This is a genomic window from Streptomyces sp. NPDC031049, assembly GCF_055571015.1.
On record NZ_JBVIGC010000017.1, the window covers coordinates 86,795 to 99,255 of the forward strand.

12 protein-coding genes and 1 pseudogene are annotated in these 12,461 nt (G+C 72.0%); 4 read left to right on the plus strand and 9 right to left on the minus strand.

Going from position 1 to position 12,461, the window contains the following annotated elements:
* Positions 1–3 precede the first annotated feature (3 nt).
* The 8 genes from ACZ45Q_RS26225 to ACZ45Q_RS26260 all read right to left on the minus strand — a co-directional run bounded on the left by ACZ45Q_RS26225 (position 4) and on the right by ACZ45Q_RS26260 (position 9,077).
* Positions 4–2,037 carry a beta-galactosidase gene (locus ACZ45Q_RS26225; RefSeq protein WP_468265651.1) on the minus strand — a complete coding sequence of 678 codons (2,034 nt, stop codon included), beginning with the start codon at positions 2,035–2,037 and terminating at the stop codon, positions 4–6.
* Positions 2,034–2,933 carry a carbohydrate ABC transporter permease gene (locus tag ACZ45Q_RS26230; protein ID WP_468265653.1) on the minus strand — a complete coding sequence of 300 codons (900 nt, stop codon included), beginning with the start codon at positions 2,931–2,933 and terminating at the stop codon, positions 2,034–2,036. The genes ACZ45Q_RS26225 and ACZ45Q_RS26230 overlap by 4 nt, the downstream gene beginning before the upstream one ends.
* Positions 2,930–3,856 carry a carbohydrate ABC transporter permease gene (locus ACZ45Q_RS26235; RefSeq protein WP_468265793.1) on the minus strand — a complete coding sequence of 309 codons (927 nt, stop codon included), beginning with the start codon at positions 3,854–3,856 and terminating at the stop codon, positions 2,930–2,932. The genes ACZ45Q_RS26230 and ACZ45Q_RS26235 overlap by 4 nt, the downstream gene beginning before the upstream one ends.
* A gap of 92 nt (positions 3,857–3,948) precedes the next feature.
* Entirely contained in the window at positions 3,949–5,310 is a 1,362-nt protein-coding gene (locus ACZ45Q_RS26240; protein ID WP_468265655.1) for an ABC transporter substrate-binding protein, read from the minus strand.
* A gap of 289 nt (positions 5,311–5,599) precedes the next feature.
* Positions 5,600–6,814, minus strand: a complete 1,215-nt coding sequence (locus ACZ45Q_RS26245) for a cation:proton antiporter (RefSeq protein WP_468265657.1) — start codon at positions 6,812–6,814, stop codon at positions 5,600–5,602.
* 27 nt (positions 6,815–6,841) lie between these two features.
* Entirely contained in the window at positions 6,842–7,306 is a 465-nt protein-coding gene (locus tag ACZ45Q_RS26250) for an alkyl sulfatase C-terminal domain-containing protein (RefSeq protein ID WP_468265659.1), read from the minus strand.
* Positions 7,307–7,703: 397 nt separating this feature from the next.
* A complete protein-coding gene (locus tag ACZ45Q_RS26255) occupies positions 7,704–8,675 on the minus strand; it encodes a hypothetical protein (RefSeq protein ID WP_468265661.1) in 972 nt (323 codons plus the stop codon).
* A gap of 18 nt (positions 8,676–8,693) precedes the next feature.
* Positions 8,694–9,077: a hypothetical protein gene (locus ACZ45Q_RS26260; RefSeq protein ID WP_468265663.1), complete on the minus strand. Its 384-nt coding sequence runs from the start codon at positions 9,075–9,077 to the stop codon at positions 8,694–8,696.
* Here ACZ45Q_RS26260 and ACZ45Q_RS26265 point away from each other — a divergent pair.
* Positions 9,076–9,204 (plus strand): hypothetical protein, encoded by a 129-nt coding sequence (locus ACZ45Q_RS26265; RefSeq protein ID WP_468265665.1) that lies wholly within the window; start codon positions 9,076–9,078, stop codon positions 9,202–9,204. The genes ACZ45Q_RS26260 and ACZ45Q_RS26265 overlap by 2 nt on opposite strands.
* A 484-nt stretch (positions 9,205–9,688) precedes the next feature.
* Positions 9,689–10,960, plus strand: coding sequence for an APC family permease (locus ACZ45Q_RS26270; protein ID WP_468265667.1), 1,272 nt, complete (start codon positions 9,689–9,691; stop codon positions 10,958–10,960).
* A 200-nt stretch (positions 10,961–11,160) separates the two neighbouring features.
* On the opposite strand, the gene ACZ45Q_RS26275 is transcribed toward ACZ45Q_RS26270, so the two are convergent.
* Positions 11,161–11,466, minus strand: a complete 306-nt coding sequence (locus tag ACZ45Q_RS26275; RefSeq protein WP_468265669.1) for an Rv3488 family transcriptional regulator — start codon at positions 11,464–11,466, stop codon at positions 11,161–11,163.
* 101 nt (positions 11,467–11,567) lie between these two features.
* Between ACZ45Q_RS26275 and ACZ45Q_RS26280 the strand changes: the two are divergent.
* Together ACZ45Q_RS26280 and ACZ45Q_RS26285 are read left to right on the plus strand one after the other, a co-directional pair.
* A pseudogene (locus ACZ45Q_RS26280) lies at positions 11,568–11,717 on the plus strand (three-helix bundle dimerization domain-containing protein); the annotation flags it as partial.
* 326 nt (positions 11,718–12,043) lie between these two features.
* Positions 12,044–12,454: an SRPBCC family protein gene (locus tag ACZ45Q_RS26285; RefSeq protein ID WP_468265801.1), complete on the plus strand. Its 411-nt coding sequence runs from the start codon at positions 12,044–12,046 to the stop codon at positions 12,452–12,454.
* Positions 12,455–12,461: the final 7 nt, after the last annotated feature.

Here is a 12,461-nt window from a genome sequence, read left to right on the forward strand (position 1 = left end):
GGATCAGGCGGAGGCGGGCGCGTGGTCCTCGCGGACGACGACCACCGACCCGGGCGGCACCACGGCCCGGCCGCCGGCGAGTTCGGCCCCGGCGAGGGCCTCGCCGGCGACGGGAACGGTCACCGTCTCCTCCGTGTGGTTGATCAGGAACAGGTAGGAGTGCCGCGGCCCGGTTCTGCGGACCGCCTCCAGACCGGAAGGCGCCTCGACGACGGGGGTGATCCGCGCCCGCTCGCTCACCGCGCGCAGCAGTTCCCGCAGGGCGGGCACGGGCAGCCGGCCGGCCGCGTACCAGGCGGTGCCGCCGCCGAAGGCGTGCCGGGTGGCGGCGGGTCCGCCGCGGGCGGGGCCGCCGTCGGCCGTGTCCGCGTAGCGCAGCACCGTGGTGCAGCCGCGGGGTTCGACGCGTTCCGTCCACTGCTCGACGTGCGTTCCGTCGGCGAGCCGGGCCCGTTCGCCCGTCCGCAGCGGCAGGAACTCGTCCACGACGAGTCCGAGCACGTCCCGCAGCGCTCCCGGGTGGCCGCCGAGGCGTACCCGGTCACAGTCGTCGACGAGTCCGCTGAAGCAGCCGACGGCGAGGTGGCCGCCCTGCTGGACGTACTGGGTGAGGTTGTCGGCGTCGTCGTCCGACAGCAGATACAGGTTGGGGGCGACGACGGCCCGGTACGGCGTCAGATCCGCGCCGGGGGGCACGAGGTCGCAGGTGATGTTCATGGTCCACAGCGCCTCGTACCAGTCGCGGACCGCGTCCAGGTAGCGGAACGTGGAGGAGGGACGGGCCTGGAGTTCCACCGCCCACCAGTTGTGCCAGTCGAACAGCACCGCCACGTCGCCGCGCACGCGGGTGCCGGTGACCTCCTTCAGGGCGGCCAGCTCGGCGCCCAGGGAGCTGACCTCCTTCCAGACGCGGCCGTCGGTTCCGGCGTGCGGCAGCATCGCGGAGTGCCACTTCTCGGCGCCGGCGCGGGATTGCCGCCACTGGAAGAACATCAGCCCGTCGGCGCCGCGGGCGAGGTGGGTGAGGCTGTTGCGCCGGGTCTCACCGGGGCGTTTGGCCACGTTGACGGGCTGCCAGTTGACGGCGGAGGTCGAGTGCTCCATGAGCAGCCAGGGGCGGCCCCCCGCCATCCCGCGGGCGAGGTCGGCGTTGAGCGCGAGGTCGATGTGGCCGTCGGGGTCGGCGGCGGGCAGGTAGTGGTCGACGGAGACCAGGTCGCACTCGGCCGCGAAGGCGTACCCGTCGGCCTTCTTCTCCAGGGTGCCCATGACGTTGGTGGTGACCGGCACGTCAGGGGTGATCCGGCGCAGCAGTGCCGTCTCGGCGCGGTGCCGGGTGAGCAGTGCGTCGGAGGAGAAGCGGCGGTAGTCGAGTTCCTGTCCCGGGTTGCGGAAGGCGGTGGTGTCGCGGGGCGGGTCGATCTCCTCCCAGTCGCCGTAGCGCTGGCTCCAGAAGTCGGTGCCCCAGGCTTCGTTGAGGGTGTCGAGGCTCTTGTACCGGTCCTGGAGCCAGGCGCGGAAGGCGCTCGCGCTGGTGTCGCAGTAGCACAGGGCGTTGTGGTTGCCCCACTCGTTGTGGACGTGCCACAGGACGAGGGCGGGGTGGCCGCCGTAGCGGCGGGCGAGTTCCGTGACGAGGGCGTCGGCGGCCTCGGCGTAGGCGGGGCTGCTGGGGCAGAAGGCCTGCCTGCTGCCGTGGGCGAGGCGGGTGCCGGAGGCGGTGACCGGCAGGGCGTCGGGGTGCCGGCGGGTGAACCACGGGGGCGGCGCCGCGGTGGGGGTGGCGAGGTCGGCGGCGATGCCGTTCGCGTGCAGCAGGTCCAGGATCTCGTCGTGCAGGCTCCAGTCGTACGTGCCGGGCCGCGGCTGGATGCGGGACCAGGAGAACACGCCGACGGTGACGAGGTTGACACCGGCTTCGCGCATCAGGCGGACGTCCTCCCGCCAGACCTCGCGCGGCCACTGCTCCGGGTTGTAGTCGCCTCCGTAGGCGATCCCGCCGAGCCGGCGGGTCACTTCGGCGAGGGGGTGGTTCACGATTTCACGGCTCCAGCGGCGAGTCCGGCGCGCCAGTAGCGCTGCAGGAGGAGGAAGGTCAGCACGATCGGCACGACCGAGACCAGGGCGCCGACGATGGTGAGGGTCTGCAGTTCGGGTAGCCGGCTGGTCTGCGACTGCCAGGTGAACAGTCCGAGGGTGACGGGGTAGAGCTTCTCGTCCTGCAACATGATCAGGGGCAGCAGGAAATTGTTCCAGATGACGACGAACTGGAACAGGAAGACGGTGACCAGCGCCGGGGCCATCAGGCGCAGCGAGATGGTGCGGAAGATGCGGAACTCGCTCGCGCCGTCCACCCGGGCGGCCTCCATCACCTCGTCCGGGACGGACGCGGCGGCGAAGATCCGGGAGAGGTACACGCCGAAGGGGCTGACCACGCTGGGCAGGAACACCGACCAGAAGGTGTTGGTGGCGTCGAGTTCGGCGAACATCAGGAACAGCGGCAGGGCGAGCGCGGTGGCCGGCACCAGGACGCCCCCGAGGACGACGGAGAAGACCGCCTCCCGTCCGCGGAAGGCGTACTTGGCGAGGGCGTACCCGGCCGCCGCGGCCAGCAGGGTGGCGACGGCGGCCCCCACGCCCGCGTAGAGCAGGCTGTTGAGCAGCCAGCGGGCGTAGACGCCGTCCTGCTGCGCGAACAGCGAGGTCAGGTTGTCGCCGAGGTGCCAGTCGGCGGTGCGGAATCCGGGCGTGGTGACCAGGTCGCTCTGGCTCTTGGTCGAGGAGACGAACAGCCAGTAGACCGGCAGCAGCATGTAGCAGGCGACCGCGGTCATGAAGGTCACGGCGACGACGGTGGACACCCCGGCGCGTGGCCGCCGGCCCGCGGTGGCGGCGGGGGCGTGGGCCCCCTCGGTGCGGGTGAGGAAGCTCATCCCTGCCTCCTGGAGGTGAAGCGCAGGAACGCGAACGACAGGACGAACGTGACGAGCGCGAGGACGACGGACAGGGCGGCGGCCTCGCTGTAACTGTCGCCGGAGGCCAGGGAGTAGGCGGCGACGTTCGGGGTGTAGGTGCTCGTGACGCTGGTGGAGATGGACCGGAAGACCTGTGGCTCGTTGAACAGCTGGAAGGTGCCGATGATGGAGAAGACGCCGGTGAGGATCAGGGCCGGGCGGATGATCGGGATCTTGATGCGCAGGGCGATGGTCCAGCCGCTCGCCCCGTCCATCCGGGCCGCCTCGCCGATGTCGGAGGGCACGGCCTGGAGGGCGGCGTAGATGATCAGCATGTTGTAGCCGGTGTACGTCCAGGTGACGACGTTGGCGATGGACCACAGGATCGCGTCCGGGCCGAGCAGGTCGACGTGCAGGCCGGCCGACTCCAGCAGGTCCACCACGGGCGACAGCCGCGGGTCGTACAGGAACGCCCACATCAGGGCGGCGACGACGCCGGGGATGCCGTACGGCACGAAGTACACGAGCCGGAAGAACCGCTTGGCGCGTGCCACCGCGGAGTCCAGCAGCAGCGCGAGGACCAGCGCGAGCAGCAGCATCACGGGGATCTGCACGAGGGCGAGACCGAGGACGCGCAGCAGGCTCTCGGCGAAGTAGTCCTCCCCCAGGACCCGCCCGTACTGCTCGAACCCGGCGAAGACCGTCTCGGTGCGGCCGAAGGTGCCGCCGGTGCGTTCGGTCTTGTGCAGGCTCTGCCAGAAGGCGTAGCCGACGGGGACGAGGGTGAACAGGACGAAGGGTATGAGGAAGGGGGCCAGGAAGGCGTAGGGGGCGAGGGTCCGGCGCGGACGGCGGCGCGCCGGGGCGGGAGCGCCGACGGGCGGAGCGGGTGAACCGCTCACCGGGGCGGGGGCGTTGGTGGAAGTCACGGGCAGCCTTCGAGATGCTGTTCCCCGCCGTCCGAGGGCGGGCGGGGAGGCCGGGAGGGGACCGGTCACTCGGCCACGTCGAGCGACTGCTTGCGCAGGGACTCGGCGCTCTGCGCGCCGGTGTCCTCGAGCACGTCACCGAGGGTCTTCTTGCCGGCGATGGCGTTCGCCGTGCCGTCGCTGAGGAAGCGGTAGGTGTCCGTCATGGTCGGGCCCCAGGTGAAGCCGGTGTCGACGTTCGCGGAGGCCTCGGCGAAGACGTCGAAGATCTTCTGCTCGCCGTAGAAGTCCACCGGCTGCTTGAGCGCGGGCAGTTCGAGGCCGGTCTTGGCCGCGGGGTAGAGGCCGCCCTCGCGGTTGAGGATCTCCAGCGCCTCGGGGTCGGTGTTGAGCCACAGGGCGAACTCGGCCGCCTCGGCGGGGTGCTTCGTCCCGGCCATCACCGTGGTGGTGGAGCCGCCCCAGTTGCCCGCCCTCCGGTCGCCCTCCTTCCACTGCGGCATCGGCGCGACCGCCCACTTGCCGTTCGTGGACCGGGCGTTGTCCCGGATGGTGCTGTAGCCCCAGGCAGCGCTGATCCAGGTGACCACCTCTCCGGAGTTCCACGCCTTGTACAGCGCCGGGGAGAAGCCCTGGAGGTCGGTGGCGACGAGCTTGTCGTCGATCAGCTTCTGCCAGTAGTCGGCGACCTGGCGGCTCTCGGGCCGGTCGACGGTGACCTTCCAGGTGTCGCCGTCGCGCTCGAACATGGTGGCCTTGTTCTGCCACAGCAGGCCGGTGAACCAGTTGGGGTCGGTCTGGGAGAAGTGGGTGATGAACTTCCCCTCCTTCTTGATCGTGCGGGCCTGTTCCGCGTACTCCTCCCAGGTGGCGGGGGCCTCGAGGCCGAGCTTGTCGTAGACGTCCTTGCGGTAGAACAGGGCCATGGGGCCGGTGTCCTGGGGGACGGCCCAGACGCCGTCCTCGCCGCCGGCGCCGAACTCCACCTGCGACCAGGTCCAGTCGACGAACCGGCCCTCGGCCTCCTTCACGCCGGGGCAGGAGGAGATGTCCGTCAGGCCCTCCTTGAGGCGGAAGCTCGCCAGGGAGTCGTACTCGACCTGGCCGAGGTCCGGCGCCTTGCCGGCCTTCAGGGCGTTGGACATGTTCTGGTAGGTGCCGGCGTTGCCCGCGGGGGTCGTCTTCAGCTTGACCTGGATGTCGGGGTTCTTCGCGTTCCACACGTCGACGGCCTTCTGCATGCCCGGGACCCAGGACCAGTAGTCCAGCGTGACCTTGCCCGAGGAGGGCTTGCAGGAACCCCCGGCCCCGCCGCCGGCCTTGTCGTCACCGCCGCCTCCGCCGCAGGCGGTCAGCGCCGCGAGGGCGAGGACCGTACCGCCGATCACGCAGCGTCGGGCCAGGGATGTGCGATCACGCATCGTCATGGGTTGCTCCTTGCAACGGGGGCCGCTCGTCGCAGCGGTGGGCAAACGAGACCCCAAGGAGCGACGCAAGTCAACCTCTTGAGACGAACTCACGGACAAAGAGGCCCGTTCGTTACCTGTTCAATCGGCGACTCCAGGCTGGACATTGCCTACTGACCTGCACTTTTATCAAGCTGTGCACGAAATGCAGGCGACCCTCTCGCACGGCGGAATCGATTACGCTACGGTGCTGGAGATGGCCGGGGGCGGCCGCACGGCTGCCTCGGCCGTGGATGACCGGGCGGCGCCGTCACCAGGCTTCCGACTCCGTCGTGGAGAGCGGCGCCGGCCCGGCGGGCCCGCCACCGGCCCGCAGCCTCATCGCCGGCAGCGGCAGCACGAGCACGGAGAGCATCGCCGCGCCGACCAGCGCGGCCGCCTCGTCGGTGCCGAGGACCTTCTGGTCGACGCCGATCGTCGTGATCGCCACCACCAGCGGCAGACAGGTGGAGGCGAAGAGAGCGAGCGCGGGCCGGCCGCCGGGGCCGAGCCCGCGCGGCGCCAGCAGATACACCGGCCCGCCCCGCACCAGCAGGAACAGCAACAGGAACACCGGCAGCAGGGCGAGTGCCCGACCGCCGTGCAGCAGGGCGTCGAGGTCGAACTCGATGCCGGTGACGACGTAGAAGAGCGGCACCAGGAAGCCGAACCCGAGCGCCTCCACCTTGCCGAAGACCTCGTCGCCGTGGGCGGGCGAGGCTCCGCGCAGCACGAGCCGGGTGAGGACCCCGGCGGCGAAGGCCCCGAGGAGGATGTCGAGTCCGAACGCCTCGGCCAGGGCCAGCATGCCGACGAGCAGCAGCATGACGAAGCGGATCGCGAACTGGCCACTGCTGTGCAGCGTCGTGTCGATCAGCCGGGAGAACCAGGGTGGCCGGGGCCGCACCGCCCACCACACGGCACCCGCGGTGATCACCGCGAACGCGATCAGCAACGCAGCCGACTCGGCCGGCTTGCGTCCGCTGAGCAGCAGCGCGATGGCGACGATGGGCCCGAACTCGCCGACGGCGCCGAACGCCGACACCACCGTTCCGAAGCGGCCGCGCAGCTCTCCCCCGTCCCGCAGGATCGGCAGCACCGTGCCCAGCGCCGTACTGGTCAGGGCGGTGCCGACGACCAGCGCCTGATACGTCCCCCCGCCGCCGATCAGGAACCCGAGTCCGATGCCGAGACCGAGGGAGATCAGCCAGGCCCCCGCGGCACGGCGGAGGGTGGGGCCGCGGACGGCGGCGAACTCGATCTCGTACCCGGCCAGGAAGATCAGCATGGCCAGGCCCAGGTCGGACAGTGTGTCGGTGACCTGATCGGCATGGGCCCAGCCGAGGACGCCGGGACCGATGACGATGCCGAGGCCGATCTCGAAGATGACGAGCGGGATGGGGAACCGCCGCGCCGTCCCCTCCGCGAGGAGCGGCGCGAGCACGGCGGCCGTCATGATCAGGATCAGCGTCCCGGGATGGAACATGCGTCCCCCTCAGCACCTGGCGCGGGCTCACGGCGTGACGATCGCGAAGTCCGGGTCCGGCTCACCGAGGTGACCGAGCAGCTCGGTGAGTCTGCCGGCATCACCTGCGATCTCGACGCCGTCCCTGGCCGCCGGGTCGCCCGGGGCGGCGCCGAGCAGGAGCGCCGCGCCGTACATGCAGGCGGCGCGGCGGCTCATGGCCGTCCCCGCGTAGACGTTCTCGCTGACGGCGTGCTCGAGGTGTCCCGCCGGGGCGAGGACGCCGCGGGCGCCCTCGACGATCGTCATGTTCGACAGGTCGAAGCCGCGCACCTGGTAGATACCCTCGGTCACTTCGAACAGGCCGTGCTCGGAACAGAGCCGGCCCTGCCGCCACCCCCGCCGGGCGTCTTCGAGGTCCTGCTCGTCGTCGAAGGGGAACCGCCGCAGCGCGGCCCGGTCGGCCTCGGTGATGCCCGGCTCGGCGGGCCTGGATCCGCAGGTGTGAGGCATGTCGCCCTCCCTCGCTGACGGCACCGCTGCCCCGGCGGCACCGCGGACACAGCCAGTGCCACCCTCGCCCGCCGCCGGTGCGGGCACTACCCCGTGCGCGCCACACAGGTGAACGGCGGCCCACGACGACTCGTGCGGCGCAGGGTGGCGGACGCGGGGCGTCCCCGTCTCCCTGGCCCCCGACGAGACGCTCCTGCCACGGCGCCCCGCCCCCGAGTGGTGCGGCGCCTTCGGGCACTGCTGGATCGGGTGCGGGCCGGGGCGCCGTTCGCCACCGTCCGACCACCGGCCCACCGATGCCGGCAACCGGCAGCCCCCTCAGCCACGCCCGACACCTTCGACCCCGACGGCATCCCGGCACTGTGACCCATAGGGATCACTCTTCGGACGTCGAACCTCACGGGCGGGGCAGTTCGCGCCCCCTCAGCTCTTCGGCAAGCGCCGGCAGTTCGTTCAGCGTCTCGTTCGCCCGGTCGACCAGCCTGTCCAGCCCGTCCTTGTCGACACCTCGGGGGATGCGGCTCACCTCGGTGATGATGCGGCGGCAGATCCGTTCGGCCTCCGCCATGTACTCGGCGACGGCGGAGCGCGGATCCCAGAAGTCGTCGTTGACGCGGTAGCGGCTCCAGACGTCGAGGTCGGGCGGCAGCTCGTCGCGACGTGCGGCGCCCGCGGACCAGTCGGGCACGGCGCGGCCCCGGCCCCGCAGTTCGTCGTCGATGGTGTCGCGGAGGCTGTCGCACGCGCTGTGGAACCCGTGGATCTGCTCCATCAGCTCCTCGACACGGGGGACATGGACCGCGTTGCCGGGGCAGGCCACCGCGACGGGCTTCGACGTCGTCTGCTTGTCCGCACCGTCTCGGGTCAGTGTGAGGCGGAGCAGATAGGCGAACGTCTCACCCGGGTGCTCGGAGGGCCGCCCCCGGGACGGGCAGGTCTCGGCACGCAGGATGACCTTGAAGCGATCGGATTGCAGCGGGCCCACCTCGTGTGAGATGTGGGTGACGAGGGGCTCTGCCTCCCGGCCCGGGTCCGGGAGTGTGACCTCGTACTCGGCCGACGGGGAGAGCATCGCGGGCCCCGAGGCGTCGGTGTACGGCAACAGGACGTCCAGTACCGGGAACCTGGCCGACCACAGGACCTCCAGGGTCATGCGTTTGATGATCGTGGGCTGGCCGCCTCGGTTGCGCAGCTTGACGTCGAGTTCCGCCGGGTCCACCGCCCGCCCGCCGCATCCGGCGTGCACATCGGCGAGTTCGAGATGTTCCCGAGGAGAACGCTGCCCCGTACGGGAGATCAACCAGGTCGCCCCGACCGTGAGCAGAGTGCCGCCCACTCCGGCGAGCACAGCGAGGATCTCGGTGGACAAAGCGATGTCACCTCTGTTTCAGGCGCTGAAGAACAGCTTCCGGCGGGCGAGCCGCGAGAACGTGCGGTTGCCCCGGGACCATGCGGCACGCCAGTAGTGGTGCCGGGCGCGGGTACGGTCGCCCTGCTCTTCCGCGATGGCGCCCAGGTTGTACGTGGCCTGTACGCGAGCCGTGCGGGACGTTCCGGCCCGCACCTGCTCCAGGAGGCGCAGGGCGGTCGCCGTGTTCCCCCTCTGGTGCTCCAGCACGGCCAGGTTGGCCGTGGCGCGGGGTCCGAAATCGTGGTGGCCGGCCTCCCCCACGGCCTCGTAGGCGAGGCGCCGTTCGTCCGCCGTCAGCCGTGAGCGGCCGTGCAGGCTTCGGATCGGAAGGGTCTCGTCGTCGCCGTCGACCGCGTACATGAACACGATGGCCGAGGGCAGGCCGTCCCAGGGGAGTGCCCGCGCCACCCTGTTCGCCGTCCGCAGGGCCCGGACAGCCCTGTCCTTCTTCCCGCACCGCACCCAGCAGCGGGCCGCCAACGCGTAACAGCAAGCCGTCCCCTCCGCCTCCGGGCTCGCCTGCGCAGCGGACTCGAACGAGCGAGCGGCAGCCAGGTAGTCACCCCGCTCGTAGGCTTCTATGGCCCGCCCCGGCGCGAGCATCGACCTGAACACCCGGGTCAGATCCACTCCCGGCTCATTGAGCATGAATGGGCCACCTCCAGAGAACCAACACCCGCATTGCCGCGCCGAGTTGCGGATGACCAGATACCCGAACGAGGCTGCCGCCAAGCGCACGAGCGGGGGCGGAAGCCGTCTCTGCCGTCGCCCGGCATGGACCCCACGGCGCGAGGAGGAGACGGGCCGCGCCGGCCAACCGCCCGGATCGGCGCAAAGAGGCCGGGCGACGAGGGCTGGGAGGCGAGTTCCCGCCAGGGGTCGGGCCGTGGGCGCTGCTCCGGCCTCATATATCGTCTTCCGATATCGGAGGCCGTAAGGTGTGCGGCCGTGTGCCGCTGAGGAGTGTGCCCATGAGCAAGCCATCGACCGCCGGCGGCGTCCCGGAGGAGTTGCGGCGGACGCTGGGGGTGCCCGACGCCGTCGTGATCGGTCTGGGCTCGATGATCGGCGCCGGGATCTTCGCCGCGCTCGCCCCGGCCGCGCACGCGGCCGGCTCCGGGCTGCTGATCGGCCTGGCCCTGGCCGCGGTGGTCGCCTACTGCAACGCCACCTCCTCGGCGCGGCTCGCGGCTCGCTACCCCGCCTCCGGCGGCACGTACGTGTACGGCCGTGAGCGGCTCGGGGAGTTCTGGGGCCACCTGGCGGGCTGGGCGTTCGTGGTCGGCAAGACGGCCTCCTGCGCGGCGATGGCGCTCACCGTCGGCTCGTACGTGTGGCCCGGTCAGGCGCACGCGGTCGCCGTCGCGGCGGTGGTGGCGCTGACCGCGGTGAACTACACCGGGGTGCAGAAGTCCGCACTGCTCACCCGGATCGTCGTGGCGGTCGTCCTGGCGGTGCTCGCCGCCGTGGTGGTCGCCGCCCTCACCTCCGACGGGGCGGACGCGGCCCGACTGGACGTCGGCTCGGACGCCTCCTTCGGCGGGGTGCTCCAAGCGGCCGGGCTGCTGTTCTTCGCGTTCGCCGGATACGCGCGCATCGCCACCCTGGGCGAGGAGGTCCGCGACCCGGCCCGCACCGTCCCGCGGGCGATCCCGATCGCGCTGGGCATCACCCTCGTCGTCTACGCCGTGGTCGCCGTCTCCGTCCTGACGGTGCTGGGCCCGGACGGGCTGGCCGAGGCGGCGGCGCCGCTGTCGGACGCCGCGCGGGCGGCGGGCGCCGACTGGCTGGTCCCCGTCGTCCGCGTCGGTGCGGCCGTCGCCGCGCTCGGTTCCCTGCTCGCCCTGATCCTCGGCGTCTCGCGCACCACCCTGGCCATGGCCCGTGACCGGCACCTGCCGCACGCCCTGGCCGCCGTCCACCCGAGGTTCCAGGTGCCGCACCGCGCCGAGCTGGTGGTCGGCGCCGTGGTGGCCGTGGCCGCCGCGACGGGGGATCTGCGCGGGGCGATCGGGTTCTCCTCCTTCGGCGTCCTGGTCTACTACGCGGTCGCCAACGCCTCCGCCTGGACCCTCGCCCCCGGGGAGGGCCGCCCGGCCCGGGGCATTCCGGTCGTCGGGCTGGCGGGCTGCCTGGCGCTGGCCTTCGCACTGCCCGTGTCGTCGGTGATCTCCGGTGCCGCGGTGCTGGCCGCCGGCGCCGCCTGGTACGGCGTCCGCCGCCGGTTCGCCACGCGAAGCTGACCACCCCTGCGGTCCGCCCGGTCACCCGATCGGGCGAGCACCGCCCCGCTGGTGCCGACCTGGCTCGGCCGGCTCGACACGTCCGCCGGCAGAACCCTCGGCGGCTGACACGGCCAACCCCTACGACACGCCCGCTCCACGGAGGCGTGAAGCCGCCGGTGCCCCTCTGCCTCGCGGAACCCGGGGATCACCGAGCGGCTCTACGGGGCGTCGTCGCCGAGAACCTCCCGGGCCAGCTCCTTGAGCGCCTTGCGGTCCTCGGCCAGGGCCCTCTTCCCGGCCTCGGTCGCCTTGTAGACGCGCCGGGTACGGCCGTCGACGACGCGCTGCTCCGAGGTCAGCAGTCCGTCCGCCTCCAGCCGGTGCAGCGTCGGATACAGCGTGCCGGGGCTGATCCGGTAGCCGTGCGAGGCCAGCTCCTCGGTCATCCACGCGCCGTGGATCTCCTCCTCGGCCGCGTGATGAAGGATGTGCAGCCGCACCGCACCCCGCTGGAACCCCCGCACCCGTGCCCCACCTCCCCGCCCACAGGGCAGTGACGAAACCGATATCGGACACCGAGTCTACGACGGGGGTCACCGTTCACTCCGGCTCTGCGCGCGCCGCAGTGGTCAGCGAGCACTCCCTCGACCGCGTCATCGAGCGCCTCACGGCCCGCCTCCCCCACCACGAACCCAAGACCGTCACCGAGACCGTCCACGCCGCGCACGCGCGCCTGGCGTGGAACGCCACCGTCGGCGCCCACCTGGCCGCCCTCACTCAGCGGCGGATCGGCGCCGGAGCCGGCCTCTGCGAGGCCGATGTGCGCGATCCTGGAGAACATGGACATCGAGGCCATGGGGAACGGCACCGTCCCCGCGGAGGCCGAGCAGATCGTCGTGGTGGTCGAGGAAGCGGCTCCGCAGGAGAGCCGGTGAGCGCCCGCGGCATGCGCGCCGCGGCCCGGGCCGCCGGCGTTGGCGGCTCGCTGGCAGCCGCCTACCTGGGGCTGGTGACCGGCGCGGTCCCGGTCGACGTGGGCGTGGGGCGACGTACCCGCGGGCTGATCCGCAGACCGTCGACATCGCGGCGCCCCGGGAGACGGTGTTCGACGTGGTGGCCGGGCCGTACCTGGGCCGCGCCCCGCGGGCGGTGCGCGAGAAGCTGCGCGTGCTGGAGCGCGGCAGCGACATGGTGCTGGCCGAGCACTCCACACCGGTCGCCGGCGGGCGGCTGCGGGCGGTGACGGTGGAGACGGTCCGTTTCACCCGGCCCGAGCGCGTCGACTTCCGCCTGGTGCGCGGACCGGTGCCGCACGTGACCGAGTCCTTCCTCCTGGACGAGACCACGGCGGGGACACGGCTGGTGTACGAGGGACAGCTGGGCACCGACTTCTGGCGGCCGGGGCAGTGGTGGGGCTCCGCGGTGGCCGCCCGCTGGGAGACCAGGGTCGCCGCCTCGCTCGCCGCGGTCAAGGCCGAGGCCGAGCGCCGCGCGCAGGCGGCGGGCGGGTGATCTCCGC